A 26789-nucleotide genomic window follows, 5' to 3' on the forward strand; every position below is an offset into this window, starting at 1 on the left:
AGTGCGATATTGTATACAGCTTAGCTACCAGCCAAAAGACTGGCAGGGTAATATATCTGTTTAATTCAAAGATACAGGACCGTTGTGATGGGCAATCATCTGCTAACTTTCAGAGGAATATGGAATTTCATCCTGTATCTGTGCCGACAGTTTGTCCATAACCAGGGGATATTGAACGCCTCTGCGCTAACTTATACTACGCTGTTTGCCGTGGTGCCTCTGATGACCGTTTCCTATGCGATGCTGGCGGCTATTCCCTCATTTCAGGGCTCTGGAGAACAACTGCAGGCGCTAATCTTTGAGAATTTTGTGCCAGCTACCGGTGCGGTGGTTCAGGAATACCTGAAAGATTTTGCTTCACAGGCCAGTAAACTGACAGCGGTAGGTCTGATCTTTCTGTTTATTACCTCGATCATGATGATGAAGAATATTGAGGGGGCATTTAATCGGATCTGGCGGATTAGTGAACCACGCAAAGGAATGTCCAGCTTCCTGCTTTACTGGGCGGTATTGAGTCTTGGTCCGCTGTTGATCGGTGTGGGATTGTTGGTAAGCTCTTATATCGCTTCTCTATCGCTGTTTACCAGTGCGACGGAACTGGTAGGCAAGGCGCGATTATTGTCGGCTTTACCGGTGCTGATGTCGGCTTCCGCGTTTACGCTGCTCTATGCCGCAGTGCCTAACTGCAAGGTGCCTCTGAAGAATGCTGTTATTGGCGGTCTGGTGGTTGCGATTCTGTTTGAGACCGCTAAGCGGGGCTTTGCTCTGTTTGTTACTCAATTTCCTTCCTACGAACTTATCTATGGAGCATTTGCGGCGGTTCCTCTGTTTCTTGTGTGGGTCTTTATCTCCTGGACGATTATTTTGCTGGGAGCCGAGCTGAGCCGAGCCCTGACGGTTTATCGAGATCATCACCAGGGAAAGCATCTGTCGCATCTGCATACGCTGTTGGCCGTGTTGCAGCGTCTCTGGCAGGCTCAGCAGGTGGGGGAAGTTTTATCCGACCGTCAGCTGTTACAACAGGTAGAAGGGCTGGAGCAAAATGAGTGGGACAGCTACAGTCATATTTTGCTGGATGCATCGGTGATGAGCCGAACTGATCGTGGCAGTTATATTCTATCCCGTGACATGGGAAGTTTTACGCTGGAACAGTTGAATCAGTTACTGCCCTGGCCCATGCCCGAGCCGTCTCCGGTTGAAGCGATGGCGGGTTGGCAGCGGCAGTTGGATCAACGCTTGCAGAGCCTGAGTCAGACCCGTCAGCAGCAGTTGAGCCTGACTCTTGAGCAGCTGTTTGTAACAACACCTGGGCATGGTTCAGAGCAGTCAGTGGGTTCTGAATCGTTGAAAGCAACGCATAAGCGAGAGGAGTCCTGAATATGCAGTGTTTGCATGCATTTGTTAGCGGTCGTGTGCAGGGCGTCTGGTTTCGCCAGTCAACGGTCGAAACTGCGTTAGCTCATGGTCTGAGCGGCTGGGTGCGTAACCTTGAGGATGGCCGGGTTGAACTGATGGCGAAGGGAGATGAGCATGGACTGATGTTGCTTGAAGCATGGCTTAGCATCGGCCCTGAATTGGCGACGGTGGCTGAAGTTAAAAGCCAATGGATAGATAATTCGTCAAACTTTGAGGGGTTTGAAGTTCTCTGAGATTACTCTACACAGGTAGCTGTTATCGGCTACCTGTTGATTAGTTCTGATAGCGCTTTTGGTTGCGATAGACTTTTTCCGGATACCAGACTTTACCGTAGCTACCGTTGTAACGGGCTAACGCTTCGGTCAGGTTTCCTTTTGAACGTTTGATGTAGTGTTTAAGAATGGTTGAGCCGTAGCGTATGTTGGTTTGAATATTGGTCAGATTATCGTTACTGCGCCCGATCTCCTTTTTCCAGAATGGCATAATCTGCATCAGACCTTGCGCACCCACTACAGATACCGCAAAGCGATTAAACAGGCTCTCTGTATGGATCAAGCCCAGTACCAGCGATACGGGCAGCTCAACCCGATCTGCTTCAGCATGCACAGTCCTGAGAATCTCAATTCGTTCCAGATCATTGGAAACATAGCGCTGGGTACGTCCTGACATATCGGTCAGCCAAACCTCGGCGGCGAATCGGTCTTCAAAGCTGCTGCTCTCTGCAAAAGCCTGCTTCAGAGCTTCCCGTAATTCCGGATCAATCTCTTGGGAAGCCGCGAATAGCGGTAGTGAAAACAGCAGTATCAGCAGCGATAGTGTTAGTCGCATCTCAGTGTCCTAAATTACTGTTTCGAAGCCTTCAAACTGGGGTGGCCCCAGATAGATCTCTTTGCTCGATCCTTTACCCGCATTGGCGTGGGCTTTACGAAAGGCATCTGACTTCAGCCAGGCATCAAATGCGGCTTTATCTTCCCAGACAGCATGGGATGACATCAGTGTGAACTCGTCGTTCGTTGCACCCTGTAAAAGGTTAAAGGAGACAAAGCCGGGCACCTGTTCAAGATGACTGTCGCGGTTTTGCCAGATCTCGATAAAGGTCTGCTCATGGCCTGGTTTAATTTGGAAACGGTTCATTGCGATGTACATATCGGTATAGCTCCTATAAACCTGAGATCTTTAAACTGATATCTTAGAACAAAGATCATAAAACTAGCACCTTAAAGCCAGCTAATTCTAATCTACTCAGATGGCGCTACTTGCCACGGAGTATTTTAACCATACTAATGATGCTTTGCTCAGAGGGTTTTTGCCAGCCCTGATTGTTTAGTTTTTCTAGAATGGGCTGTGCTTTAGGGTCATCGGTCATCCCTTGTAACACCTTGCGAAGTTCTGCTGCCTGAGGTTTGAGTGAAGCGGCATACATCAGCAGTGGAAAGGCTTTGCGCAGATTGCTTCGAGCCAGTAGGTTTACGGATGTGAGGCTAAGTTCAGAGAGTTGGTCGATGAAATTCTTGCTTAGTAGCGCGTAGGGCAGCTCACCCTGCTGCACCGCTTTGAGCAGTTGAAGCCAGCTCTTCCGATATTCCATTGAAGAGGGGTGAATCTGTTTCTGTGTCAGCGTGGTAAGGCCCAGTCGGTTGGCAAAACTGCCTTGAATGCCACCCAGTGGTTCGCCATTGATGCCCTTAAGATTGCTCTGGCTGGCGCTCGGGCCAGAAACGATAGCAACTTCTTCAAACAATTCGATAGGTTGCATCAAGGGAGTGAAACGGTGCTCCCGAATCAGCTTAGGCACTTGCTCAGGAGCTGAGTATACGAGATCAGCGTTGGGTAGCTGGTCACGATATTCTTCAGCGGTTGTACTGACGACGGGGCTAATGGATATCCCAGATAACTTGCTCAGATAGATAGCAAATTCATACCAGCGTTCTGAATCACGGGCGGTATCACTGGGAGGGACCAGAAGTCGGATCTTTTCCATAGCGTCAGATCTGGATTGGTGTCATAGGATTAATTGAAAGCAAAAAAAAGCAGGCCTTAGGCCTGCTTTTTATCTTATTTCTTCACTGTTCGGGAGATGAAATCGTTTAGCTCAGCGATTGCTATCTCCTGTTTTTCGGCATCCCGCCGGCCTTTGTATTCGAGGGTGCCTGCTTCAATGCCCCGATCTGAGATGACAACGCGATGGGGTATACCCATCAGCTCCATATCGGCCATCTTAGCACCCGGGCTTACTTTCGGGCGATCATCCAGAATGACTTCGTAACCAGCAGAGGTCAGCTCTTCGTAAAACTTGTCAGCTTGCTCACGGACAACTTCAGACTTTTCATATTTCAGTGCTACCAGCGCAATGCTGAATGGTGCAATAGACTCAGGCCAGATAATGCCTCGGTCATCATAGTTCTGTTCGATAGCGGAAGCGACCACCCGGGTTACGCCGATACCGTAGCAGCCCATCTCCATGACTACGGCTTTACCATTTTCATCCAGAACCGTGGCGTTCAGTGCTTTCGCGTACTGTTGACCCAGCTGGAAAATATGGCCTACTTCAATGCCCCGTTTGATGCTTAGGGTGCCCGTTCCGCAGGGGCTAGGATCACCTTCTACTACGTTACGAATATCTGCAACTTCAGGCAGTGCAACATCGCGGTCCCAGTTGATACCGAAGTAGTGCTTACCTTCGATGTTAGCGCCGGCGCCAAAATCTGACATCTGTGCAACCGTGCGATCAACGATACATGGGATAGGCAAGTTAACCGGGCCAAGAGAGCCGGGGCCTGCACCGATCAATGACTTGATCGCTTCTTCTTCAGCCATCTCTAGCGGTGCTGCTACCTGGGCAAGTTTCTCTGCTTTGAGCTCGTTCAGGTCGTGATCACCACGTACAAGCAGAGCGATAAACTCTGCTTCGCACTCTTCAGAAGCTTTAACAAATAGCGTTTTAATGGTTTGTTCAATTGCCAGACCGTGTTGTTCAACCAGTTGTGCGATAGTTTTAGCGTCAGGCGTATCAACCAGCGTCATCTCAGCCGTGGGTGCCGCTCGCTCGCCTGCTGGCGCAATCGCTTCAGCCATCTCGATATTAGCCGCGAAGTCGCTGCTATCAGAGAAGGCGATATCATCTTCACCGGAGGATGCCAAAACATGAAACTCGTGGGAAGAGTTACCACCGATTGAGCCGTTGTCGGCTAGTACTGGCCGGTAATCCAGGCCAATACGATCGAAGATATTACAGTAGGTTTTGTGCATCAGGTCATAGGTCTGCTGCAAAGAATCCATATTGCTGTGGAAAGAGTAAGCGTCTTTCATAATAAATTCGCGAGAACGCATGATACCGAAGCGTGGACGAACCTCGTCCCGGAACTTGGTCTGAATCTGATAAAAGTTGGCAGGAAGTTGTTTATAGCTCTGGATTTCATTGCGCACCAGATCAGTGATAACTTCTTCATGGGTCGGGCCAACACAGAACTCTCGGTTGTGACGGTCACGAACTCGCAGCAGTTCAGGGCCGTATTTCTCCCAGCGACCAGATTCCTGCCATAACTCCGCAGGCTGGATAGCAGGCATCAGAACTTCCTGAGCGCCGGATCTGTCCATCTCTTCACGAACTATCCGCTCAACTTTGCGCAAGGTTCGCAGGCCAGCGGGCAGCCAGTTGTAAAGGCCGGAAGCTACTTTACGGACCATTCCTGAACGTAGCATCAGCTGATGGCTGATAACTTCTGCATCGGATGGTGTTTCTTTCAGTGTTGCAATCAGAAATTGACTGGCGCGCATAGATTTTTTACCTGATATTCTGAGCTTTTAAGACAGAGCATTTTAGGTGGGGTCAGCGTTTTGAACAAGGGGCAGAGAAGGAAAATAGAAAATCATTTCAAATCAGATGAATCTTTGCCAACGCCAAGCCTTTCGAGAATCAGGGGATCATCAAAGTGAAGTTTGCCAATAAAGCGGATCGCATGATCTCCGGGGCGTCTCAGAGCTCCGGGGTTACTGATTCCCATGGGCCAGAATAACCATCGCTCTGGACGTTCAGAACCAGGCACAAACCCCTCCGGGTTGAATACGGAGCTGCGAAGCCTGGGTGACGCGCCCGCTTGTAGTTGCAACAGGTCGTTGAATGGGCGTAATTGATACTGTTTCTGGGTGGATGCTGAGGCCTCAGCCTTCTGACTTGCGATTAACAGATGGGAGTTTGATGTCAGCGAGAGAAGTTGTCGGCCCGGCTCGGTGCGTAATACAAAGGTGGGTTCCCGGTAGAGCTGACGTGTTTCTGAGTAGCTTTGTGCGTGTGGCAGGATGAGGCTGTACCAACAACCGCATAAATGGATGCTGTCATAGGCCAGTATCTGACCGGCTTGTGTTAAATGCACACGGAAAAGTACCGCATCATGTTGGCCTGCGAGCAGATCGAAGCGGCTTTCGGGTATGCGTTCAGGAAACCAAATGAGGTAATTCAATTGTAGGGTGGTCTGGCTACGATGAATACCGTGACTGATATAATTGAAATTAATCGGTTGCTGATCGACCTTCAGATTGCCTTTATCCCAGTAGGGATGGCCTGGACGGTTAACCGCGAGGTTATCAGGCAGTCGCCACAGCGGTGCGTGATGTTTAATAAGTGCCTGTTTCGTAGCCTGGCTCAGGTTCGGGATTCCCAGGCTATCTCTTGGTATATCGAGGAGGTTTGGAGCAAGAGTATCAGCGTTTATCGGCCCATAGGTATTCCAGTCGCTATTTTGCAGGGCTGTTGTTTGCTGGTACAGCCAGGTATGTTCCCGCATGACACCCTGCTTAAACAGGAGGGCCGTGATAGGGTAAATTCCGGCAATTCTGGCAAAGGGCTGATAATCATCATCTTCAGGTAAACTGAGGAGAAAGCGTCGGGACTGGCTGGGTGAGAGAATCTGCTGTTGTACCAGAGTCTGGCTACAATCATTTATATAACGGGCGGAGTCTGTCGTGATCTTAAAACGTTGCCGCCATTGCTGTAATTGGGAAGCAGGAAGAAGCAGAAGTTCCTGCTGTAGACCGGTTATCGCCAGACGGGACATATAGCCAAGCAGATCGGTTAGTTGTTGGCCTGAAAGGTTATTCTGGCGGCTATAATAGTCGACCAGCCGATTGCTGCGTAACCAAGGGGCTCCGGCGACTACCTCACCCTGTTGAATGCCGGTATAACTGCGATTGAGTTGTTGCAGTTCCGTCAACGACGAAACGCAAGCGTCGATGACATTGCTTTCTGGCAGGGCCGGTTGCAGGTTTTTGCTACAGCCACTCACCAGAAAGACAAACAACAGACTCAGGATAACCCGGTACATTTTACCTTCCTTAGATATTTACACCACACTTACAAGATAGTTGACCTGTTACCTTGGAGCTATTCCTCACAGGTACTATAATCGCGCCACTAAATTCTTCCGGTATACAGATATGCAGCTGAAACAGATTAACAAAGAACGGTATGCTAAACATTATAAGTATCTAATGGTCGGTATTGTTGTTGTCCTCGCGGTGATCGCGTTATCAATATCAACCATCCTGATTCAGCTGTTTGGGAATGCTGATGGTGATAATTTCTGGCTCAATCTGACCGGTGTAGCCATCGGTGGTGTTGTCATCCTCACATTACTGCGGAAGAATCGTGATCATGAGTTTATGTATGAAGTGATCTATGTGTGGGATCTTAAGCAGATGCTTAACCGAATCTATCGTAAGCAGAAACATATCAAAGCGGCGATTGAAATCGGTGATCAGGATGCCATGGTGATTATGAACTGGAGCTATAATGGTTCTGAACAGCTTTATAATCTCGATAACAATACTATTACCATGGAAGATCTGCACAGAGCGATGCGCGAGCTTCAACAGACGATAGAGCAGAGTGGCTTTTCAATAAGCACCGAAGATTTCAAACCGCAGATGCTAGATAAGTACTGATACGTTCTTTATAAAAAAGGCCCTGAGAGGGCCTTTTTTTATGCTGTTATTTACTGGTAGGGCCTTCTGAAAAATATTTCAGGTCACCACTGGATTCAAACCAGTCAGCGCGGGAGTCGTAAAAGATATTGCGTCGGGGCTTGATGCCGGGGTCCTGATCCAGAGTGCCAGCTGGAATGGCGATATTGTTGGCTCCTTTTACTTCCCAGGGAAGGGACGATCCGCATTTACTACAGAAACAAGAGGCGTAAAACTCGGCTTCGGGCACTTCAAAACGAGTAACCAGTGCTTCGCCACTGAGCCACTTAAACTGCTCAGGCTTCACAAACATAATTGAACCATGGGCGCTGCCACTGACCTTTTGGCAGCGGGAGCAATGACAGTACTGAAAGCCTCTGGGCTCCCCCTGAAATTGATAAGTGACGGCACCACAGAGGCAGCTGCCGGAAATGGCCTCTTCCTGTAGGTTATTGTCCTGTTCAGTTTGGTTCATAAACGCTCCAGTTCTTGTTCTGCTTTCAGAGGTGTTTTAAGGGTAACTTCACGCTGAGGGAAGGGTATCTCAATGCCAGTTTCTCGAAACGCACTATAGATTGCACTATTAACCTGAAACTGTAGCTCGAAGAGTCTTTTTGATGGTACCCAATAGCGGTAAGCAATCTCCACCGAGGAATCGCCAAAACCTGCAATGCCGACTTGAGGTGCCGGGTCCTGAACCACTGCACTGTTGGTTTCGAGTAGGGCTTTGATCAGGCCTATGGCTTTATCAGGGTCCGCTGCGTAACTGATGCCGATTGACGCTTCTACGATGGTGTTTTCAAAACTGTTAACCAGTACTTCGCCGACAATATGTTTGTTGGGGATAGTGACCAGCTCGCCGTCCTCTGTCGTTAGCTGGGTGTAGGCCAGGTGAATCTCTTTCACGACACCGCAGACATCGTTACAACGTATAGTGTTCCCGACGACAAAAGGCCGGGTGATAATAATGGTGAAACCAGCACCGTAGTTCGAAAAAACTCCCTGAAGGGCGAGTCCGATGCTCAGGGAGATTGCACCGATTGCCGCGATAAACGGGGCCACGCTAATGCCGAATTTACCTAAACAGATTACGGCAACCATCGTTATCAGCAGTAGCTTTATGGTGCTACTGATAAAATTACTCAGGGTGACATCAACGTTGTGGCGAAGGCACAGACGAAGTGTCAGTTTGCCGATCCAACGAGCCACAATAAGGCCGATGATTAGAATAATCACCGCCCCGATAACCTGAAAACTATAGTTTACAAAGAAATCGATAAGCAGACTGTATAGGTGGGTCAGAGTGGCAAGTTCTTCCTGAATCATGGGGGCGTCTCCTGAATCCGGCGCGCCGGTAATTCAGAACCGGCCAGCTAAAGATCAGCTGGCGCGTAGACCTAGTTCAGGTTCACGATCATCCAGCAACTCAATAAATTCGATCAACTGATCGAGCTGTCTCTCATTGTATACTGGAATTCCGTTGCGCATAAGCTCATCTGCAGTGGCTCCGGATCCTGACTTTATAGTTCCGGTGAAATTGCCGTCGTAGACTTCCAGATTGCCACAGGATGGACTGCGAGATTTTAGAAACGCACAGCAACAACCTTCGCGCTTAGCAATCTCCAGCGCTCGTTCGGCACCGGCTAAAAACTGAGGCGTGACATCTTCACCGTTAATCGCGGTGATGCGCAGAGGAAATTTGTCTTGAATTTCTGCCGGAGGACGGGGGGTAGGGAGTCCTCCCTCAATTTCGGGGCAGACGGATATGAGGCGTCCCTGTTTGTTTAAGCGGCGTATCAAATCGTTATCTATCAGGTTGTCTTTTCCATCATAACGGACTTTATTCCCTAACAGACACGCACTGATCAGTATTTTATTTTTTTTATTCATAATTCAGTTTGTTCAGATATTAAGTGTCGGCGCGGATTCTAACAGTAATCAGGCTTAGAGCAATAAAACTAAAGCACGAATGTTACGGTTAAATGATCTGCGGCAGTTTAAATATGGGCTTTCAGACCTTAAAGTTATAAAAAAAACTTCAGTTTACTGTTTACGCTAGGGGTTGTTCTGGGTATATACTTAGGGGAATACCCTTACGGTGATCTTAAGTGATCCTGAACGGTCTTTGATAATAAGAATAGGATTACCCGATGGATCTGAGTTTTACTGAAGAGCAGCAGATGATTCAGGATGCTGCCAAACGATTTGCAGAAAACGAATTAGCACCGCTGGCAGAAACGCTGGATCAAACTAAAGATAAAAGCATCCTCAAAGGCCATTGCCTGCAACTGGCAGAACTCGGTTTTATGGGGCTGAATATCGATGCTGAATATGGTGGCACTGAAGCCGGTTCCGTCGCCTTTAGTTTAGCCGTGACTGAGATCGCTAAAGCCTGCGCATCGACGGCAGTAACCATGTCTGTGACTAATATGGTAGCTGAGGTGATTCAGGTCGTTGGTAGTGATGAACAGAAACAGCAGTATCTGCCAAAAATTTGTAGCGGTGAATACCTCAGCGGAAGTTTCTGTCTTACCGAAGCAGGGGCGGGTTCAGATCCTGCATCTATGCGCACTAAAGCGCTAAAAACAGATAATGGCTGGTCTATTTCTGGTACCAAACAGTGGATTACCAGTGCCGAGTTTGCCGGTGTATTTGTTGTCTGGGCGGTTACCGACCCGGAGGCTAAAAAAGGTAAAGGCATTACCTGCTTTTTGGTGCCTGCAGATGCAGAAGGCGTTTCTATTGGGCCCGCTGAAAAGAAGATGGGTCAGCATGGTTCTGCCACCAACGAAGTGCATTTTGAGTCTTGTGAAGTACCCGACTCAGCCATTCTGGGTAAGCTGAATGATGGTTTCCGTATCGCGGTTACCGAACTGGCAGGCGGACGAATCGGTATCGGTTCTCTAGCGCTAGGGATAGGTCAGGCAGCGATGGAATATGCGATCTCTTATACAAAAGAACGCAAACAGTTTGGTAAGCCTATTGCTGATTTTCAGGGCTTGCAGTGGATGATGGCAGATCGAATGACCGAGCTAGAAGCGGCCAGACTGCTATTGATGAGCGCGGCGGATCGCAAAGAGCGAGGGCTAAGCTATGCAAAAGAAGCCTCCATGGCGAAGTTATTTGCCAGCGAGAAGGCTAATCAGGCTTGTTATACAGCGCTGCAGTTATTGGGCGGGTATGGCTACATGCAGGAATATCCGCTGGAACGAATGACCCGCGATGTGCGAATTACCTCGATATATGAAGGTACTAGTGAAGTTCAGCGTCTGATTATCGCCCGTGAAATTCTGCAGGCGGCAGGCTGAGGTGATACTTTGAACACGCCTCTGAAGGGCCTTAAAATACTCGATCTGTCGACCCTGCTTCCGGGCCCTTATGCGACGATGTTGTTGGCCGATCTTGGGGCCGAGGTACTACGGGTGGAATCAGCGTCCCGACCTGATCTGGTGCGCAATATGTCACCACAGGTTGATGGGCAGTCTGCCGCGTTTAGTTATCTTAATCGTGGCAAAGACTCTATTGCACTCAACCTTAAACACCCAGAGGCGAGCAAGCTGATTGCTAAGCTGGTGGGTGAATATGATATTTTAATTGAGCAATTCCGGCCCGGTGTTATGGCCCGCTTAGGACTGGATTATGACAGTCTGAAAGCAGCTAACCCGGCGCTTATCTATTGTTCTCTGACAGGGTATGGTCAGAACGGCCCGTACCGTGATAAAGCGGGTCATGATCTGAACTATCTGGCGTTATCAGGCGCTGCCAGTCATATGGGGCGCATGAGTTCAGGTCCTGCGCCTATGGGATTGCAGGTCGCTGATGTTGGTGCAGGTTCCCATCCTGCGGTTATCGCTATTCTGGCAGCGGTTATCGGTCGTCATTCGACGGGTGAGGGCTGCTATCTAGATATCTCAATGGCCGATAACACTTTAGCAATGCAGGCCCTGATGGCGCCCGGCGCATTGAATGGTGGGGCAGACCCCGAACCGGAAAGTAATTTTCTTAATGGTGGTAGTTTTTACGATTACTACCGTACTGCCGACGACAGGTATATCTCTGTGGGCAGCCTGGAGCCCCAGTTTCGTCGGGGCTTGGCTAACGCACTGAATATACCGGACCAGCCTCCTCTGGAAACCGCTCAGTTTAAGACGCTACTTCAACAGAAATTCAGGCGGCAGGATTTAGCCAACTGGTGTGAACAACTTGCCGGGCTGGATATCTGTGTTGAACCTGTGTTGACGGTATCTGAAGCCGCTTGTCACCCCCAGTTTTCCGCTCGAAACATGATTGTGAAGCAAAGTAGTGGCGAGCAACAGATCGCTTCTGCGTTAGGGTTTGAACAACAGGCCATCAGGCCTGCCCCCCGTTGTGGTGAGCAGACCGAAGTGGTGATGAAGGGGTTGGACTATAGCTCCTCGGAGATTGAGAAACTTCGCTCGGCGGGCTTGTTTGACTGATAAGTAGCAGCTTATGTCTGCGAGAATTTGTTTAAAAATATTTGTTTGATAAAAGTAATTAATTTGAAGAGCCTGCAGTAGAAATATTCTGTAGCGCCTGAATAAACATAATAAGAGGCTAATAATGACAATTTCTAATTATCAGGATTTTTACGACTCTTTTACGCCAGCCCTGATAGAGGAAAAGCTGGTCGGAAATCTTAAAGAGGGTTTTAATGTCTGCGAAGAGATTTGTGATCGCTGGGCAGAAGATTCTGATCGCATTGCGCTTAACTATGAAGGGGTTGTTCGTGAAGCCTCCAGCCATACTTTTGCCGAGATGCAGCAGCGCGCGGGGCAGTTCGCGAATCTGCTTAAGAGCAAGGGCATTGGTAAGGGCGATCGTGTTGCCTGTTTGATGCCGAGAACACCTGAACTGCTGGTGGTGGTTCTGGGCGTACTCAAGGCTGGCGCAGTGTATCAACCACTGTTTACCGCTTTTGGTGCCGGCGCTATCGAATACCGTGTAACCCAGGCGCAGACCAAGTTGTTAGTGACCGATCCTGATAATGTGTCCAAGTTGGACAGCGTTAATGGTTGCCCACCAGTACTGCTGTTTAATCGTGATAAAGCCGATTCAAAATATGCTGAGCTGCCTGACTTTGAAGCGGAGTTAGCCGCTCAAAGCAGTGAATTTGAGCCGGTGAGAATTGGCGCTGATGATCCGTTCTTACAGATGTTTACCTCCGGTACTGTGGGTAAAGCTAAAGGGGTTGCTGTTCCTGCTCGTGCGCTGTTGTCATTCTACGTTTATATGCGTTATGCGGTGGGCCTGCTGCCTGAAGATAGCTACTGGAATGTAGCTGATCCCGGTTGGGCTTATGGTCTTTATTACGCGGTGGTTGGTCCTCTGTTACTGGGTAACACTACTCACTTCAATGAAAACGCCTTTACGCCGGAAACAACTTACGGAATGTTGCGTAAGTATAAAATAACCAACCTGGCCGCTGCACCAACCGCATACCGCTTGCTGATGGCGAATGATCATATCCTTGAAGGGGATGATAGCTTTAACCTGAGACTGGCCAGTAGTGCCGGTGAGTCTCTGAATCCTGAAGTTATTGGCTGGGTCGAGCGTCGCTTGGGTTGTCCGGTAATGGACCACTATGGTCAGACTGAAACCGGTATGACCGCCTGTAATCACCACGAGCTTGAACAGCGTATTGTGCGGGTCGGTTCTATGGGTTTCTCTATGCCTGGGCATCGGATTGTCACGCTGGATAATGACCTGAATGAACTGGGTGAAGGTGAGATCGGTGAGTTGGCAGTGGATATGGAGAAATCACCACTATTCTTCTTTCCGGGATATACCTGGGGAGAAAAGAACCCTTTCCGTGGTAAGTACTATCTGACCGGTGATGTTGTTGTTAGTCACGGTGATGGCAGCCACTCATTTAACGGGCGGGATGACGATATTATTACCACTGCCGGCTATCGTGTAGGGCCATCGGATGTTGAAAGTACACTGCTAGAGCACGATGCCGTAGCTGAAAGTGGCGTGATCGGTAAGCCTGATCTGGAACGTGGCGCGATTATCAAAGCTTACGTGGTGCTCAAATCACAGTATGAGCCAAGTGAAGAGCTGGCTGCTGAATTGAAAACCCATGTGCGTAATCGTTTATCGACCCACGCGTTTCCCCGTGAAATAGAGTTTATGGCTGAATTGCCAAAGACGCCGAGTGGAAAGATTCAGCGCTTTATCCTGCGTAACAAAGCAAAAGATGAGACGGATGGGCTGGCATAGCCCTATGGTTGATCTGCTTTCAACGCCCGCCGAGTATCAGATACGCAACCCGGGCTTTGCTGAAGAGGTGGAGCGAGTATTCTATGAAGCTCCATTTGTTCGCCACCTTGATTTTGAACTTGTCTCTTTTGAGGCGGGGCGGTGTGAATCAAAGGTGCTGTTGCAGGAAAAACACCTGCAACAGGATGGTTATGTTCATGCCGGCGTGCAAGCCACGCTGGCAGATCATACCGCGGGAACAGCTGCCGTCACTCTGTTGGCAGAAGGGCAGATAATCTTAACGGCGGAGTTTAAAGTCAATCTACTCAGAGCGGCTAAAGGTGAGCAGCTGTATTGCCGGTCATGGGTGCTTAAGCCCGGTGGGCAGTTGATTATTGCGGAGTCAGAGCTCTTTTGCCTTGCGGGTGATAAGGCTGAGCTGGTTTCTAAAGCGACCGTCACACTGGCGGTGGTTGATAAGCGTTGATGTTTTCCGTAGCACAAACAGCATGCCTATCATTGCTGCCTTGATCTCCAGTCTTTCTGAAACCAGTATTAGATGCGCGTTAAGGCTAAGTGGCCTGTTCGCGCTTTCTCTAATGCCGTCTGTTAGACACATTACTGTTAGCAAAATGACTGTTAGAAACAAGACGGCTAATAATAAAAATACCACGGAGTATGTCTATGCCTGTCGTTACAGTTGAGGAGATGAACGTTTTCCTGAACGAACATTTTCCCCAGGGTGATAAGTTTGGTTATTTAACCGCGCTCGGTGATGCCTGGGCGGAGATGACGTTACCGGTAGATGATGAACATCTGCGTCCCGGAGGTACCGTCTCAGGCCCCTCTATGATGGCGCTGGCTGATGTGTGTATGTACGCAGCACTGCTGGGACAGATTGGCCTGGTACCGCTGGCGGTGACGACAAACCTGAATATCAATTTCATGAGCAAGCCGGAGTCCGGACGGGACCTTGTCGCCCGCTGCAATCTGATGAAAGTCGGTAAGCGGTTAGCGGTAGGTGAAGTCTGGATTCGTTCCGAAGGCTGTGAAGAACTGGTAGCGCATACCACATTAACCTATTCAATCCCGGCGGAGCGTTAAGTATGGCTTCTATTGAGTGGCAGGAACGCCTGTTTACCTTGGCCGATGGCACTGAGATATTCGGCCTACATTGCCGGCATGCTGCAAATGCAGGGACAGACAAACCTACCCTGGTATTACTGCATGAGGCATTAGGGCACATCGGTATGTGGAAAGGGTTTCCCCAGCAGCTGGCAGAAGCGGCGGGGTTGGATCTGTTGGTGTATGAACGCCGAGGTTATGGCCGCTCATCGCCGATTACACTGCCGCGTCCTGACGATTATTTGGAGGAGGAAGGAAGAGACTGGCTCGAGCCTGTTCTGGATGCCGCGGGATTAAAAAAAGTTATTCTGGTCGGCCATAGCGATGGTGGCTCTATCGCCCTTATTGGCGCTGCTTGTCTGCCGAAGCGGGTAGTGGCAATCATCACCGAAGCGGCACATATTCGTATCGACTCGCTAACCACAGCGGGTATTGTCGAAGCGGTTGAGTTGTATAAAACCACCGAGCTGCCTGAACGACTGGCCCGTTATCACGGTGAGCGTACCGATCTGCTGTTTCGGGCCTGGAGTGAAACCTGGCTACGGGATCGTTTTCAGCCCTTAGACCTTTCCGACTACCTGAATCAGATTAGCTGTCCGGCGCTGATTATTCAGGGGGCTGATGATCAGTATGGTGAAGTGGCGCAAGTTGAGGATATCGTCAGTGGCATAGGCGAGAAAGCCGACGCGCTTTTTCTGCCAGACTGCGGTCATGTGCCCCACCTTCAGGCCCCAGCTGCCACCCTTAAGGTGATGCAGCGGTTTATTGGATCACTGGATTTGTAAGCCCATTATCAGATGATGTGTTGAGATTTTGATTAACACATATCTAATAGTACGTGCTGATATCTGGGCACTGGCATCACCTAGTGCTATAAGGTTAAGTTAATAGGGTTGTGGTCCAAGTAAAATTCTTCTCCTGAAGAACACTTTGATTCCATCATAGTGTTCTTACTTATCATTTCCAGAGTTCACTATATTAAGGTGTTCTAGCATAAATCTTTCATCGAGCGGACAGGATGGGGTCTTATGGCTGCCCCGATATAGCATCTAACAGGTGAGGTAATCCCCCCAAGTAATATTCTCATACTGGACGTGACGATGCTTTCTCTGGGTCAATCTGGCAGCGGAGAATAAAAAAACATTAAAAGTTTTTGTCACCTTTTCCCTCGCGACGCATCTTTATGGGTATACATCATATTTTGTCGTCGTAATGGAGAGATTTATGTCAAAACTATTTTCACAGCAAGTACCAGCGCCATCAACTTCAACGTTAGAAGTTCCCAGTCGTCGAAGCTTTTTTCGTTCGGGAGGGCAGTTAACACTCTCAGCGATGGCTCTCACTATGTTGTCTGGTCTTAACGCTAAAGTGGCGACTGCATCAGATAAGCAAACAATGATTGATATTCAAATTATCAATACAGCGATCGCTGCTGAGCATGAGGCTGTAGCAGCCTATCAATTGGGTGCGGAAAGTGGCTTATTATCAACGCCAATATTGAATGTCGCAGTACAGTTTCAAGGCCATCATAAAGAACACATCGATGCTCTGACTAAAGCGGTAAAGTCATTAGGAGCTGAAGCAGTAGACCCCCTGGCGAAGTATCTATTTCCTGTTGAAAAACTTAAATCCGAAACTGATGTTTTAACCTTTGCAGCTAGTTTGGAGCGGGGAGCCGTTAGCGCCTATGCAGGGGCAATACCGCTGTTTGAACAGCGTGAGCTATCTAAAGCAGCGGCCAGTATTCTTGCCGATGAAGCTATGCATTGGGCGGTATTAAGGCAAGCCCTAGGACTGGATCCAGTGCCAGGTGCATTCTTTTCATGATTTGCCGCCGTGTGATGTCGGTATTTGTATACTGTATATTGAGTGTATGGAATAACGGCATATACGCGCAAGAGCAAGCTTTAGGCCTGCTTCCAGAAGTTCAGAAAACAATACCGGTACAGGAAGGCAAGTCTCACTATGCTATGTGTTTGGGCTGCCATTCTCCCGGTTACAACCGCACCGGCCCCAAGCACTGCGGTGTATTCGGTCGGTTGGCGGGTAGCCAGGAAGGTTACCAGTACAGTGAGGCCTTAATAACATCTTTACTGCGTTGGAATCGGCATACTCTCGACCTGTTTCTCGAGGCGCCGACTAAAATAGTGCCGGGAACCTCGATGACTTTCGCGGGTATTTCTGACGCCGGTGTTAGAGCACAGCTGATTGACTATCTGGCTACATTAGCGCCGGGCCATAAAGACTGTGAATGAAGATAGGATCTATATGGATTATTCAATACAGGCATTAACTGCTAACACGTTGCATGCCGATTTTTCCTCCGAGTCTGACTTAGCGTTAATAACGCGTGTCCGAGCGGGTAATTCAGCTGCCTTTGAACCATTAATGCGGCGCTATAACCAAAGATTGTTTCGTCTGTCGCGCAGCTTATGTAAAAACGACACCGATGCGATGGATATCCTTCAGGACAGCTATGTTATTGCCTATGAAAAGCTAGCGCAGTTTTCCGGACCCGATGGGTTTGTGGGTTGGTTATCTCGTATCGTACGCAACGAGGCGCTTATGCGAATACGTAGAAATAAGCTTGTTGATATTTGTTCCATTGAGGGGCATGAGCCGCTTGAATTATATAAAGAGAATCCGTCTGAGGTGTTGGCACAAGGCCAACTAACGAAAATAATTGAGCAAGCAATTGATCAGTTACCTGAAGGTTATGCCAGTGTGTTTGTGATGCGGGGTGTACAGCAATTAACAACGCAGGAAACCGCAATCTCGCTTGATCTGGAAATTGATGTTGTTAAAAAACGATATTCCAGAGCTAAAATGAAGCTTCGCCAACACTTGGACCAACATATCCAGGCAGCAGGCCTTGATGTGTTTGAATTTGCTGGGGAGCATTGTGATGCGGTTGTCAGCAATGTATTGGCGCGAATCAATCAAAGGTAATTAAAGGGGTAGAGTGGCTTCTTTGATTGTTGGAGCGTTAGCCACTGTTGCTGCACGACTTCCTTGTGGGAGCTGCTTTAGCATGCCCTCTGGGTACTAGCAGCGATGATTTACTTAGGTTGTTTAATCTTTGTCGCAGTACTTCTTTACTTTTGTTTCCGCCTTGCCGGGCGCTTCTTGTATAAAAAAGGCTGACCTTTTAACAGCTAAAGGCCTTAACAATCTAAAGCCGCGCCCACTGTCTATCCTCAGACCGGCGCGGCGCGACTAGTTCGACGTTGCTTCGCAACTTGTTCGTAGCTCGAATGCTGCTGCGCAGCTTGCTCGAAAGAGCCGCAGACCCTTTCCTTGTTAATCTATCAATACGGTTTTATCGGGTGTGAATTTATGTAAGTATTGGGTTTCTAAGGATTTAGTGCCGACCGGTTTAAGGATGATGAATGCAAATGACAATTGTTAAAACTTATTTTGTCGCTTTTCTACAGATATACGACAGACTGTCGTCTTTCTTCAGGTTCACAACCTTCAACTTAAAACATACTCGTTACTTCAGTGGGTTAGATCATCATGTTCAATTATTACTTAAGCGTGATAGTCGACAGGATGTCGTATTTCCCCAAGTGCTTTGTCGTATATTTAGCTGTTATAAGTCATGAAGCTGATGAAGTTTACTTTCGTAATAAGCGTTGTAGTTGTACTTTGTGTAGGTGCTTTTCTTTGGAGTTCTTCAAAAGATGAAGAGCTAGAAGGTGTCTATTGCGGCATGTTTAGTGTTTATACGGAGGGAGTTCTTTATTCACTTAAAAGCTCAGATATCGAATCTGCGCCTGAAACCAAATCTCGCCTTGTTTCGGAACTTCGTACAACAGTTGGTGAACTGGAACGTTGTCACAAAATGGAACTTGAGAATCACCAAATCATTATGAAAAGCAGGAAGCTAGCAAATGAATATCTACAAAACTTATAACAAGGCCATCAAAACTCGCCCTTCGGGCTGGACGTCGCATGCGCTCCGCCCTTTATGGCGGCGTTAGCCGTACAACCTATCTATGGAGTTATGGATGAATCCTCCTGATTACACGAAGTATTCAATTCCAGAGCTATTCCAAGCCTTGGAAGGTATCGACAAAGAGCAGTACAAAGATCGTGTTGTAATAATCGAGAATGAAATTAATTATCGAAAAGAAGCTGGTTATGTCATTTCAGCTGAGACGTCGGCTTTGTTTAACGAGTCTTCAGTATCTTTTGATGCCATTGCTATGCCTGTTTGGTGGAGTGCATTCTGGAGAACAACAGTAGCCGAGTGCTTACTTGCTGTTGTGTTCTGGGTGCTACTTGTAGTGAATAGTTTTATCGGAATACCTTCACTTTTTTTGTTTATTTTGTTTGCTCTGGTTCAGCTGGTCAGTATTCCGTATATCGGAGCTTACTGTATGAGGCAAGCTCTAGTTACCAGGTATAACAATTTCCAAATTTCAATAGTGCCTAATACGGCTAACAAATCATTTCAGCTGACCGCTGAAGCGGCGACTGAATGAGGCGTTAGGTCGCATCATGGAAGAAACTGATATGAAGAAAAAATACTCAGCCTTGCGTGCAAGATTCATTGCTATAAGCGGAGTCCTCTTTGCTCTGATATGTGTTTGGATTTACGTCAGTAGCTCTGGGCAAGCGGGCTTCATGGGTATTCCAACTGGTGCATGGCTGTTATCTTTGGTCTTAGCCCTTGTAGTGTATGGCATTTTCTTTTTCCGTTTTTATCGTTGCCCTGGTTGCCTTACACGCTTGCCAAGAGGTTGGAGAATTAAAAAGTGCCAAAATTGTGGTTGTCATTTAAGTGAGTAGCAGATCTATGCAACCTAACAAAAACATCAAAAATCGCCCTTCGGGCTTGGACCGTCGCTGCGCTCCGGCCCTTTATGTTGGGCGTTAAATGTATGTACCTCGTACAAACAATAGGGATGTTGAATTATGAAATTAGTCTTATCGTTTTTAGTTTTCCTTATTTCGTTTTCCTGCTTTGCTACGTCAAAATCTGCTGTAACCCCACAAGGAAATGTAACTGAATATGGAATCTTCGCTTACACAAGGAATGGTGGTACTTCATGGGTAAATCCTATATCCACAACACCAATTATCCATGAAGGCACAAAGTCTTTTCTTATTAAGAAATCAAATCAAATCCCTGTAATTAAATCTTTATATTTTGCATTCTCTTATAAGCTAAGTGGATTACCTGATGGAGAGGTTCTTTTAGACTGGAGAGTAATACATCCAGAAATGCAGAAGCCTGATGGCACTACATCAACAGGGTATAGCTATAAGCGGCCGGTCACTGTAAAGAATGGTGTTACTTCCGGTACATCTGGTTACACTTTTGATGAACCTTATGAAATGGTAAGTGGCGAGTGGCAGTTCATATACAGCTATAAAGGCCAGCAGCTTGTATCCCAAAAATTTTTTACAGTTGAGTCATGATTGAAACATTTAACAATAACATTAAAAATCGCCTTTCGGGCTTGGACCGTCGCTACGCTCCGGCCCTTTATGTTGGGCGTTAGGCATATGAAATATGATCTCTGATCGAATAGATAAATTAATTTTTATCAATGAGGGAGTAATAAGCGACTACTTTATTGTTGATCAAAATTGGCAAATTCTAGCGCCACTGCTAAAGGATGAAAATATTTACTCAAGATGGGATCATTCATATGGAGTAGATGGCGTAAATGTTATCCGCATAGCTTTATACACCAGAATAATTAGTGAGTTGCATTCCATATTATTTGATAACGATAAAAAATCTGGAAGTATCAAGAATGTAATTGTTGGCCTTCAGGATAAAGGTGTCATCAAAGAGTTGCGGAAAAGGTTCTGTTCTCCAAGTGGAGTGAATGTTGTCGGAGAATACTCTGAAAGTGAAACTCAAAGAATAATTGAGAATATTCAGCTCGAAGATATAAAGAGAAAAGAAGAGGCATTTGATCGAATTCTCCCGGAAGTTATTACTAGCTACGAAAATCTAGAAACATCTGAGTTAGCTGTACGTATCAAGACCGCAAGGGATAAAATCTATGCTCACAAAGAGATACGAACGATTGATGGTGAAAGGAAGTACTATGATGCATCTGATCTTGGGTTACAGTATGACGATGCAGAACAACTAATTGGTGAAGCAAAAAAGCTTATTTTTAACGCAAATATTTTGCTAACAAACTCTTCTTATTCACTAGATAGCTTTTTAAATCATCACAAGAAAGTAGCGAATGAGTACTGGGCGAGATAATGCTTAACAAGGTGCTTCATCGGAAAAACTACTCGCTCGCGCTCGCATTTTTCCGCTGAGCAAGGCGTTATAAGTCATAGCTATGATCACCAAACTCACAGATATTGGATTTAAGAAAGTTGGTCGCTGGTTTCTGGATAACGAAGCGCCAGAATTAGAGCTATTTGCTGAGGCTGAATCGGCAAATATACTCTACTGCTTTGTCGTCGATGGCGTACCTAAATACATTGGAAAGACCACTCAGCGGCTTAAAAAAAGAATGTATGGCTATCGCAAACCGGCAGCAACGCAGAGCACGAACATACGAAACAATAAGTCTTTAAAATTAGCGCTATCCCAGGGATTGAAAGTTGATCTTTATGCTCTACCTGACCATGGTTTGCTTCACTTCGGCACATTTCATCTCAACCTCGCAGCTGGCCTTGAAGACAGCATCGTTTCAAGCCTACAACCAGAATGGAACGCGGTGGGTAAATGACTTATAACAAATCAATTAACTGCCGCCAGCAAGCTGGTTCGGAACTCCAAACTGCTGCGCAGTTTTCCGTCCCGTTATTGCAGCGTTAGACCTCAACCGTCAAAGGTAGTCATAGATGATCGATAAAGGCAGAATTCCCAAAGAGCTTCTAGCGATATTAGAAGAAAACATTAAAGGACGAATCGACGACATTATTTTTCCTCCTCCTGTATTTGATGCGATGAAAGGAGAGGTGATTAGTTATGACGCCGAGAATAAAGTATTGGTCAATAGATTCCCCATATTAAACGAACACTTGAATCCATACGGGGGCATGCAGGGAGGTATCGTCTCTGCGGCCGTCGATAATACAATTGGCCCATTGAGTATGCTGGTTTCACCTCCTAATTTTACGCGCTACATGGAAATGAAATATGCAAAAGTTGTTACTCCGGATCTTGGCTATATCTATGTGACAGCAAGGTTTATTGAGAAAAAGAAACGACAACTGTTTTTTGAAGCGACTGTCGAAGATAAAGATGGCAATAAGCTAGCTTCTGCAAAATCTACACATTGGGTTATTGATTGAATAAATGGGAATAGGTTTATTTACTGTGATAAACGGGAGCAGTGGAACCAAAGAGGGGTAGAGTAAATTTCTCCTACCTTTAATTGTTGGGTTTTACAGGATGGAGTTGTTTCTTTGGATAATTGCAAATAGCTCTATACAAGAGGTTGGCACGGACCATATTCCCCTCTGTGTAGCTGAGCATTGCAGCTTAGAAACGGATTAAGCGAGGACTGTCTGAGTCCGTTTTTTGGACGAGTTCCACAGCGCCGTTTCTAAGCGAAACGCGCAGGGAAGTCGGCGTAGCCGGCCAAACAGCGGGTGCGGTTTTAGATTGTTAAGACTTTTGGGCGCCCAAAAGTCTTAACCCGCCCAGCAAGGCGGAACGTTAAGGTTAAAAGTACTGCATCAAAGATTAATGGATAAAAGGGTCGGTTAGATTTTATCTAGCTCTAACACTACTCAGCTTTCCAGCTGAGCAGCCTGATTTACCAATTCTGGCAGGCTTTCTGCCCGCATTTTGCTCATCACTCTGGAACGATGAACTTCAACGGTTTTTGGACTGATGCCTAGTTCTTCAGCGATCTCACGGTTGGCTTTGCCGGATACAACTAGCGCCATCACTTCACGCTCGCGACGGCTTAAGCTGCCGTAGAGTTTTACGATCTGTTCCTGCTGTTGCTGGTCGGCAAACATGGTGTCCGCTTTTTTCAGAGCGTTCTGCACCAATGGAATCAACACTTCATCGTCAAAGGGTTTTTCCAGGAAGTCGATTGCGCCGTTCTTCATCGCAGTGACGGCCATGGGAATATCGCCGTGGCCGCTAAGTACGATGATGGGCAGGTTAATTTCCCGCTCCAGCATGATCTGTTGCAGCGCGAGACCGTTTATTTCAGGCATCCGTACATCAAGCAACATACAGCCTTTGTCGCCTTTATAGTTGCTTAGGAAATCCCGAGCCGAAGAGAAACTCTCAACGGGCAGGTCATCACTTTCCAGTAGCCATTGCATGGAATCACGAAAATCATCATCGTCATCAACTATAAAAACGGTACCGTTATATCTGCTCATTTCTGTTCGGTCCTATCCTTTCGCAGGAATTTTTATATAAAACTGGGTGCCTGTTTTGCCGTCACTTTCCGCCCATAACTGGCCACCGTGTGCCTCGATAATGGTACGGGAGATTGATAATCCCATTCCAAGGCCGGTAGATTTGGAGGTAAAGAAGGGCTCAAACAGTTTTTCTAATACCTCAGTGCTGATGCCGTTGGCATGGTCAGCCACTGATATATAGACATAATCTTTTGCTTTGCGGGTGCTAATAATAACGGGTCGATGGCTTTTTTCACAGCCGTTATAGGCTTCGATTGCGTTACGGATCAGATTAACCAGTACCTGCTCGATCTGAATCTTATCGGCGACGATAAGCAGTGAGCCACTTTCTAAGCCAAATTCAAAGGTGGTGTTGTGGTCCAGGGCTTCCTGTTTCAGAAACTCTGCAATCTCCTGGCAGCTTTCGTTAAGGGAAAACTCCATCCGCTGATACTCAGTTTTTTTGACGAAACTACGCATCCTTTTGACTATTTCGGCCGCCCGTTTAGCTTGTCGGGTAATCAGCTCCATCGATCTGCCGATCTCTTCGACAGAGGTGATACGGCCCTCTTCAATGCGTCGCATTGAGCCACGGCAGTAGTTGAGAATGGCCGCCAGCGGTTGGTTGATCTCATGGGCCAGGCCAGATGCCATTTCGCCTACAGAGAGCAGTCGTGCGATATGCGCCATCTCTAGCTGGTTTCGCTTCATCTCATCTTCAGCTTTACGCCGCAGGGTAATATCCCGGCCGATAATTGAGTAGTACTCAACCTGCATATCATCGTTCAGGTTACGGTGGGCTATGACTTCTCGTATCTCAGCAGTCCGGTCTCTGCCGGAGGGGAGCTGCATCTTAATGCTGCCATACCAGGTGCCATGGGTGGAGGCATGGCTCAGCGCATCTTGCACCAGAGACGCGAAAATTTTGGGTTCAAACATCTGTTCCAGATAGAACACCACCGGGTTTTCTTTTTCGGTACCCAGGGTGATGTAGGTGGCCTCATTCATATAGGTCAGCTGCATCGTTTTATGATTACAGAACATGATCATATCGGAAGATGATTCGACAACTCTGGCCAAACGACGGGTTGCCTGCTGAGCCAAAGTTTGTTCGGTAACGTCACGGGATACGCAAACCACTTCTATCGGTTTGCCCTCGGCATCCCTTAATGTGCGGCTGGTGGTTTCGAGCCAGATATAGTGGCCGTTTTTGTGCTTGTAGCGGTAAACGTTGGTGTACATCCCTTTACGATAACGAACTGAATCAGAGCGTTTGATCAGGTTATCGGCATCTTCAGGATGAAACAGGTCGTAACCGGCTGTGCCTATCATCTCTTCAACGGTATAGCCGAGCATCCGTTCAACTGCCGGGCTGACATCCAGGAATGTCCACTCGGTTGTGGGGGTATGACGGGAGATCATGTCGGTGGACTGCTCTACGAGAAAGCGGGAGCGCTCTCCCTCGTCCATATCACTGATCGCTTTCAGATCTTGTTCTATACTCATTGAGTCTGGGTAAACCCCTTAATAATCTCTGGCAGGGATGGCCCCCCGAGAGCGTTTGACTTAAGACTTACTTATTTAATCAGGGTAATTACGTATTATAGTTGATGCAATAAGTGTAAACCCTTATCTGGGTGTTAGGTTGAGTTATTTTGTAAGATAGGCTCAAGGAAGGAGCGAATAAGTCTAATGTGTTCTCTGCGGACATTAGAACGATCATATGCGCGAAAGACAGCGCTGCGAATGTCTGGACCTTTTCAAGCAGTCTGACAAAGCATATGATCGTTCTAGTGCTCGCCCTTCGGGGTTTTCAGAGAAGCCGGAGCTCAGTGTTAACAATTTTCGACGTACAACCGGTACGCCTGTAATTGTTGCCTTGATCTCCAGTTTCTCTGAAATCCAGAGGCGCATGGGACTTGTTCGTTCCTTCCCTAATATACGACTAATGAAAACGCTTAATAATAACAATGCTATGGTTTCAGGTTAAACCGGACCTGGCGATTTTCAGGGCAACCAACTATGTCAACACACGCTAATCCCTATCAGTTCGGGCTGGAAAAAAACGCGGCGAACTTCTCTGCACTGAGCCCCCTAACTTTTCTTGAACGTTCCGCGTCTGTTTTCCCGAATCATACGGCGGTCATTCATCAGCAAACGAGTCGTAGTTGGTCGCAAACCTATACCCGTTGTCGCCGGTTAGCCAGTGCCCTGAATGAGAAAGGAATTGGCGAGGGAGATACGGTCGCGGTGATGGCGCCTAATCTGCCGGAACTTTTTGAAGCGCATTTCGGCGTGCCCATGTGTGGCGCTGTGCTGAACGCACTGAATGTGCGTCTGGATGCTGAAGCGATCGCGTTTATATTGCAGCATGCTGAAGCAAAAGTGGTGATCGTTGATCGTGAATTTTCTGAGGTTATCGCTAAAGCGTTAAAAATGATTCCCCACCAGCCACTGGTGATTGATATTGATGACCCTTACTACGAAGGTGGTGAGTTGATTGGCTGTTGTGACTATGAAGAGTTTATTGGCTCGGGTGACCCGCAGTACAGCTGGCAGATGCCGGATGATGAGTGGAAAGCGATCAGCCTGAACTACACCTCAGGCACCACCGGTAATCCTAAAGGGGTGGTTTATCATCACCGTGGGGCTTACCTCAATGCTATGAGTAATATCGTCTCCTGGAATATGGGCCAGCATCCTGTGTATTTATGGACCCTGCCGATGTTCCATTGTAACGGTTGGTGCTTCCCCTGGAGCCTGGCAGCATGTGCCGGCGTCAGCGTGTGTTTGCGCCATGTTCGGGCCGATGATATCTATGCGGCCATTAAGCAGGAGAAGGTAAATCACTTCTGTGGCGCGCCTATTGTTTTGAATATGTTGAATAATGCGCCGGATGAGATGAAAGCCGGTATTAATCATTCCGTGAAAGTCATGACTGCAGGCGCGGCACCACCCGCAGCTGTTATTCAGGGGATGGAAGGAATGGGCTTCAGCGTAACTCATGTATACGGTTTGACTGAGACCTACGGCCCGTCTGTTGTCTGTGAGTGGCATGAGGAGTGGAACGATCGCTCCGATGAAGAAATAGCCCGGCTTAAATCCCGACAGGGTGTGCGTGCGCCTATGCTAGATGGACTGATGGTTGCCGATCCGGTGACGATGGTGCCAGTGCCTCAGGATGGTGTGACCATGGGGGAAATCTTCATGCGCGGTAATCTGGTGATGAAGGGGTATCTGAAAAACCCGACCACCACCGAGGAAAGCTTTGCCGGTGGCTGGTTCCATTCAGGCGACCTGGCGGTATGGCACTCGGATGGTTACATCGATATAAAAGATCGCTCAAAGGATATTATTATCTCCGGCGGTGAGAATATTTCCTCTATTGAAGTGGAAGATGTGCTCTATCGAAACCGGAGTGTTATGGAGGCTGCGGTGGTCGCCTGTGACGATGAAAAGTGGGGCGAAGTTCCCTGTGCTTTCGTCAGTCTGAAAGAGGGTGCCGAAGTCACCGAGCAAGAGATTATCGACTTCTGTAGGGAAAATATGGCTAAATTTAAAGCGCCTAAAAAGGTCGTCTTTGGTGCATTGCCTAAGACCTCTACCGGTAAAATTCAAAAGTTTGTTTTACGGGATAAAGCGAATTCATAAGCACTGAAGCTCGATCTTTGCCTCGGTTGAGTGGAAACCTTGGCTTCTAATTTTAAAAAAGAGACCTT

At 47.5% G+C, this 26789-nt stretch carries 29 protein-coding genes; 19 read left to right on the forward strand and 10 right to left on the reverse strand.

What is annotated here, in order from left to right:
- The first annotated feature begins 87 nt into the window (after positions 1–87).
- Both QZZ54_RS03880 and QZZ54_RS03885 read left to right on the forward strand, forming a co-directional pair.
- Positions 88–1377, forward strand: coding sequence for a virulence factor BrkB family protein (locus tag QZZ54_RS03880; protein ID WP_290699134.1), 1290 nt, complete (start codon positions 88–90; stop codon positions 1375–1377).
- A gap of 2 nt (positions 1378–1379) precedes the next feature.
- Complete coding sequence (locus QZZ54_RS03885) at positions 1380–1649, forward strand: acylphosphatase (RefSeq protein WP_290699136.1); 270 nt, start codon at positions 1380–1382, stop codon at positions 1647–1649.
- Between the two features lie 40 nt (positions 1650–1689).
- Here QZZ54_RS03885 and QZZ54_RS03890 read toward each other — a convergent pair whose 3' ends face one another.
- From QZZ54_RS03890 to QZZ54_RS03910, 5 genes are all read right to left on the reverse strand, one after another.
- A complete protein-coding gene (locus tag QZZ54_RS03890) occupies positions 1690–2244 on the reverse strand; it encodes a lytic transglycosylase domain-containing protein (protein ID WP_290699138.1) in 555 nt (184 codons plus the stop codon).
- Between the two features lie 9 nt (positions 2245–2253).
- Positions 2254–2562, reverse strand: coding sequence for an antibiotic biosynthesis monooxygenase (locus tag QZZ54_RS03895; RefSeq protein ID WP_290699141.1), 309 nt, complete (start codon positions 2560–2562; stop codon positions 2254–2256).
- Positions 2563–2668: 106 nt separating this feature from the next.
- Positions 2669–3397, reverse strand: coding sequence for a PhnD/SsuA/transferrin family substrate-binding protein (locus tag QZZ54_RS03900; RefSeq protein WP_290699143.1), 729 nt, complete (start codon positions 3395–3397; stop codon positions 2669–2671).
- A gap of 74 nt (positions 3398–3471) precedes the next feature.
- A complete protein-coding gene (locus QZZ54_RS03905; protein ID WP_290699145.1) occupies positions 3472–5193 on the reverse strand; it encodes a proline--tRNA ligase in 1722 nt (573 codons plus the stop codon).
- Between the two features lie 92 nt (positions 5194–5285).
- Complete coding sequence (locus tag QZZ54_RS03910; protein WP_290699147.1) at positions 5286–6737, reverse strand: hypothetical protein; 1452 nt, start codon at positions 6735–6737, stop codon at positions 5286–5288.
- Between the two features lie 112 nt (positions 6738–6849).
- Between QZZ54_RS03910 and QZZ54_RS03915 the strand changes: the two genes are divergently transcribed.
- Positions 6850–7356, forward strand: coding sequence for a DUF3087 family protein (locus QZZ54_RS03915; RefSeq protein ID WP_290699148.1), 507 nt, complete (start codon positions 6850–6852; stop codon positions 7354–7356).
- Positions 7357–7402: 46 nt separating this feature from the next.
- Here the strand turns inward: QZZ54_RS03915 and QZZ54_RS03920 are convergent, their stop codons facing one another.
- The 3 genes from QZZ54_RS03920 to QZZ54_RS03930 are packed head-to-tail and all read right to left on the reverse strand — an operon-like array spanning position 7403 to position 9264.
- Positions 7403–7849 carry a GFA family protein gene (locus QZZ54_RS03920; protein WP_290699149.1) on the reverse strand — a complete coding sequence of 149 codons (447 nt, stop codon included), beginning with the start codon at positions 7847–7849 and terminating at the stop codon, positions 7403–7405.
- The gene (locus QZZ54_RS03925) at positions 7846–8700 is read right to left on the reverse strand and encodes a mechanosensitive ion channel domain-containing protein (RefSeq protein WP_290699151.1); all 855 of its coding nucleotides are present in this window, start codon (positions 8698–8700) and stop codon (positions 7846–7848) included. The genes QZZ54_RS03920 and QZZ54_RS03925 overlap by 4 nt, the downstream gene beginning before the upstream one ends.
- Before the next feature lie 54 nt (positions 8701–8754).
- Positions 8755–9264, reverse strand: coding sequence for a DUF523 domain-containing protein (locus QZZ54_RS03930; RefSeq protein ID WP_290699153.1), 510 nt, complete (start codon positions 9262–9264; stop codon positions 8755–8757).
- A gap of 260 nt (positions 9265–9524) precedes the next feature.
- On the opposite strand from QZZ54_RS03930, the gene QZZ54_RS03935 reads away from it, so the two are divergent.
- The 15 genes from QZZ54_RS03935 to QZZ54_RS04005 all read left to right on the forward strand — a co-directional run bounded on the left by QZZ54_RS03935 (position 9525) and on the right by QZZ54_RS04005 (position 21999).
- Complete coding sequence (locus QZZ54_RS03935) at positions 9525–10682, forward strand: acyl-CoA dehydrogenase family protein (RefSeq protein WP_290699155.1); 1158 nt, start codon at positions 9525–9527, stop codon at positions 10680–10682.
- Between the two features lie 9 nt (positions 10683–10691).
- Complete coding sequence (locus tag QZZ54_RS03940) at positions 10692–11831, forward strand: CaiB/BaiF CoA-transferase family protein (RefSeq protein WP_290699157.1); 1140 nt, start codon at positions 10692–10694, stop codon at positions 11829–11831.
- 124 nt (positions 11832–11955) lie between these two features.
- The gene (locus QZZ54_RS03945; protein ID WP_290699159.1) at positions 11956–13614 is read left to right on the forward strand and encodes an AMP-binding protein; all 1659 of its coding nucleotides are present in this window, start codon (positions 11956–11958) and stop codon (positions 13612–13614) included.
- The gene (locus QZZ54_RS03950; protein WP_290699161.1) at positions 13601–14080 is read left to right on the forward strand and encodes a PaaI family thioesterase; all 480 of its coding nucleotides are present in this window, start codon (positions 13601–13603) and stop codon (positions 14078–14080) included. The genes QZZ54_RS03945 and QZZ54_RS03950 overlap by 14 nt, the downstream gene beginning before the upstream one ends.
- A 197-nt stretch (positions 14081–14277) precedes the next feature.
- Positions 14278–14697, forward strand: a complete 420-nt coding sequence (locus QZZ54_RS03955) for a PaaI family thioesterase (protein WP_290699163.1) — start codon at positions 14278–14280, stop codon at positions 14695–14697.
- Positions 14698–14699: 2 nt separating this feature from the next.
- Complete coding sequence (locus QZZ54_RS03960) at positions 14700–15503, forward strand: alpha/beta hydrolase (RefSeq protein ID WP_290699165.1); 804 nt, start codon at positions 14700–14702, stop codon at positions 15501–15503.
- A gap of 439 nt (positions 15504–15942) precedes the next feature.
- Positions 15943–16545, forward strand: coding sequence for a ferritin-like domain-containing protein (locus QZZ54_RS03965; protein WP_290699167.1), 603 nt, complete (start codon positions 15943–15945; stop codon positions 16543–16545).
- Positions 16542–16973: a c-type cytochrome gene (locus tag QZZ54_RS03970; protein WP_290699170.1), complete on the forward strand. Its 432-nt coding sequence runs from the start codon at positions 16542–16544 to the stop codon at positions 16971–16973. The genes QZZ54_RS03965 and QZZ54_RS03970 overlap by 4 nt, the downstream gene beginning before the upstream one ends.
- Before the next feature lie 13 nt (positions 16974–16986).
- Positions 16987–17667, forward strand: coding sequence for an RNA polymerase sigma factor (locus QZZ54_RS03975; RefSeq protein WP_290699172.1), 681 nt, complete (start codon positions 16987–16989; stop codon positions 17665–17667).
- Positions 17668–18319: 652 nt separating this feature from the next.
- Positions 18320–18634, forward strand: coding sequence for a hypothetical protein (locus QZZ54_RS03980; RefSeq protein WP_290699174.1), 315 nt, complete (start codon positions 18320–18322; stop codon positions 18632–18634).
- A 94-nt stretch (positions 18635–18728) separates the two neighbouring features.
- Positions 18729–19205, forward strand: coding sequence for a hypothetical protein (locus QZZ54_RS03985; RefSeq protein ID WP_290699176.1), 477 nt, complete (start codon positions 18729–18731; stop codon positions 19203–19205).
- Between the two features lie 433 nt (positions 19206–19638).
- The gene (locus QZZ54_RS03990) at positions 19639–20145 is read left to right on the forward strand and encodes a DUF3859 domain-containing protein (RefSeq protein WP_290699178.1); all 507 of its coding nucleotides are present in this window, start codon (positions 19639–19641) and stop codon (positions 20143–20145) included.
- A 94-nt stretch (positions 20146–20239) separates the two neighbouring features.
- Positions 20240–20953, forward strand: a complete 714-nt coding sequence (locus tag QZZ54_RS03995; RefSeq protein ID WP_290699180.1) for a hypothetical protein — start codon at positions 20240–20242, stop codon at positions 20951–20953.
- An 82-nt stretch (positions 20954–21035) separates the two neighbouring features.
- Positions 21036–21431, forward strand: coding sequence for a GIY-YIG nuclease family protein (locus QZZ54_RS04000; RefSeq protein WP_290699182.1), 396 nt, complete (start codon positions 21036–21038; stop codon positions 21429–21431).
- 115 nt (positions 21432–21546) lie between these two features.
- On the forward strand, positions 21547–21999 hold the full coding sequence (locus QZZ54_RS04005; protein ID WP_290699184.1) for a PaaI family thioesterase: 453 nt from the start codon (positions 21547–21549) through the stop codon (positions 21997–21999).
- Positions 22000–22440: 441 nt separating this feature from the next.
- On the opposite strand, the gene QZZ54_RS04010 is transcribed toward QZZ54_RS04005, so the two are convergent.
- Together QZZ54_RS04010 and QZZ54_RS04015 are read right to left on the reverse strand one after the other, a co-directional pair.
- The gene (locus tag QZZ54_RS04010) at positions 22441–23049 is read right to left on the reverse strand and encodes a response regulator (RefSeq protein WP_290699186.1); all 609 of its coding nucleotides are present in this window, start codon (positions 23047–23049) and stop codon (positions 22441–22443) included.
- A 12-nt stretch (positions 23050–23061) separates the two neighbouring features.
- Positions 23062–24576, reverse strand: a complete 1515-nt coding sequence (locus tag QZZ54_RS04015; protein ID WP_290699188.1) for an ATP-binding protein — start codon at positions 24574–24576, stop codon at positions 23062–23064.
- Positions 24577–25092: 516 nt separating this feature from the next.
- Between QZZ54_RS04015 and QZZ54_RS04020 the strand changes: the two genes are divergently transcribed.
- Positions 25093–26721 (forward strand): acyl-CoA synthetase, encoded by a 1629-nt coding sequence (locus tag QZZ54_RS04020; RefSeq protein ID WP_290699190.1) that lies wholly within the window; start codon positions 25093–25095, stop codon positions 26719–26721.
- Positions 26722–26789: the final 68 nt, after the last annotated feature.

It is taken from the genome of Amphritea sp., from assembly GCF_016744155.1.
Lineage (GTDB): Bacteria > Pseudomonadota > Gammaproteobacteria > Pseudomonadales > Balneatricaceae > Amphritea.

Excerpts from the sequence above, each read along its gene's own strand:
- QZZ54_RS04020 (WP_290699190.1), top strand. The coding sequence starts at position 25,093 with ATGTCAACACACGCTAATCCCTATCAGTTCGGGCTGGAAAAAAACGCG.
- QZZ54_RS03915 (WP_290699148.1), top strand. The coding sequence starts at position 6,850 with ATGCAGCTGAAACAGATTAACAAAGAACGGTATGCTAAACATTATAAG.
- QZZ54_RS04010 (WP_290699186.1), bottom strand. The coding sequence starts at position 23,049 with ATGAGCAGATATAACGGTACCGTTTTTATAGTTGATGACGATGATGAT.
- QZZ54_RS03965 (WP_290699167.1), top strand. The coding sequence starts at position 15,943 with ATGTCAAAACTATTTTCACAGCAAGTACCAGCGCCATCAACTTCAACG.
- QZZ54_RS03895 (WP_290699141.1), bottom strand. The coding sequence starts at position 2,562 with ATGTACATCGCAATGAACCGTTTCCAAATTAAACCAGGCCATGAGCAG.
- QZZ54_RS03890 (WP_290699138.1), bottom strand. The coding sequence starts at position 2,244 with ATGCGACTAACACTATCGCTGCTGATACTGCTGTTTTCACTACCGCTA.
- QZZ54_RS03905 (WP_290699145.1), bottom strand. The coding sequence starts at position 5,193 with ATGCGCGCCAGTCAATTTCTGATTGCAACACTGAAAGAAACACCATCC.
- QZZ54_RS03975 (WP_290699172.1), top strand. The coding sequence starts at position 16,987 with ATGGATTATTCAATACAGGCATTAACTGCTAACACGTTGCATGCCGAT.
- QZZ54_RS03925 (WP_290699151.1), bottom strand. The coding sequence starts at position 8,700 with ATGATTCAGGAAGAACTTGCCACTCTGACCCACCTATACAGTCTGCTT.
- QZZ54_RS03900 (WP_290699143.1), bottom strand. The coding sequence starts at position 3,397 with ATGGAAAAGATCCGACTTCTGGTCCCTCCCAGTGATACCGCCCGTGAT.
- QZZ54_RS03970 (WP_290699170.1), top strand. The coding sequence starts at position 16,542 with ATGATTTGCCGCCGTGTGATGTCGGTATTTGTATACTGTATATTGAGT.
- QZZ54_RS04000 (WP_290699182.1), top strand. The coding sequence starts at position 21,036 with ATGATCACCAAACTCACAGATATTGGATTTAAGAAAGTTGGTCGCTGG.
- QZZ54_RS03985 (WP_290699176.1), top strand. The coding sequence starts at position 18,729 with ATGAATCCTCCTGATTACACGAAGTATTCAATTCCAGAGCTATTCCAA.
- QZZ54_RS03910 (WP_290699147.1), bottom strand. The coding sequence starts at position 6,737 with ATGTACCGGGTTATCCTGAGTCTGTTGTTTGTCTTTCTGGTGAGTGGC.
- QZZ54_RS03885 (WP_290699136.1), top strand. The coding sequence starts at position 1,380 with ATGCAGTGTTTGCATGCATTTGTTAGCGGTCGTGTGCAGGGCGTCTGG.
- QZZ54_RS04015 (WP_290699188.1), bottom strand. The coding sequence starts at position 24,576 with ATGAGTATAGAACAAGATCTGAAAGCGATCAGTGATATGGACGAGGGA.
- QZZ54_RS03945 (WP_290699159.1), top strand. The coding sequence starts at position 11,956 with ATGACAATTTCTAATTATCAGGATTTTTACGACTCTTTTACGCCAGCC.
- QZZ54_RS03920 (WP_290699149.1), bottom strand. The coding sequence starts at position 7,849 with ATGAACCAAACTGAACAGGACAATAACCTACAGGAAGAGGCCATTTCC.
- QZZ54_RS04005 (WP_290699184.1), top strand. The coding sequence starts at position 21,547 with ATGATCGATAAAGGCAGAATTCCCAAAGAGCTTCTAGCGATATTAGAA.
- QZZ54_RS03880 (WP_290699134.1), top strand. The coding sequence starts at position 88 with ATGGGCAATCATCTGCTAACTTTCAGAGGAATATGGAATTTCATCCTG.
- QZZ54_RS03995 (WP_290699180.1), top strand. The coding sequence starts at position 20,240 with ATGATCTCTGATCGAATAGATAAATTAATTTTTATCAATGAGGGAGTA.
- QZZ54_RS03930 (WP_290699153.1), bottom strand. The coding sequence starts at position 9,264 with ATGAATAAAAAAAATAAAATACTGATCAGTGCGTGTCTGTTAGGGAAT.
- QZZ54_RS03950 (WP_290699161.1), top strand. The coding sequence starts at position 13,601 with ATGGGCTGGCATAGCCCTATGGTTGATCTGCTTTCAACGCCCGCCGAG.
- QZZ54_RS03980 (WP_290699174.1), top strand. The coding sequence starts at position 18,320 with ATGAAGCTGATGAAGTTTACTTTCGTAATAAGCGTTGTAGTTGTACTT.
- QZZ54_RS03955 (WP_290699163.1), top strand. The coding sequence starts at position 14,278 with ATGCCTGTCGTTACAGTTGAGGAGATGAACGTTTTCCTGAACGAACAT.
- QZZ54_RS03990 (WP_290699178.1), top strand. The coding sequence starts at position 19,639 with ATGAAATTAGTCTTATCGTTTTTAGTTTTCCTTATTTCGTTTTCCTGC.
- QZZ54_RS03960 (WP_290699165.1), top strand. The coding sequence starts at position 14,700 with ATGGCTTCTATTGAGTGGCAGGAACGCCTGTTTACCTTGGCCGATGGC.
- QZZ54_RS03935 (WP_290699155.1), top strand. The coding sequence starts at position 9,525 with ATGGATCTGAGTTTTACTGAAGAGCAGCAGATGATTCAGGATGCTGCC.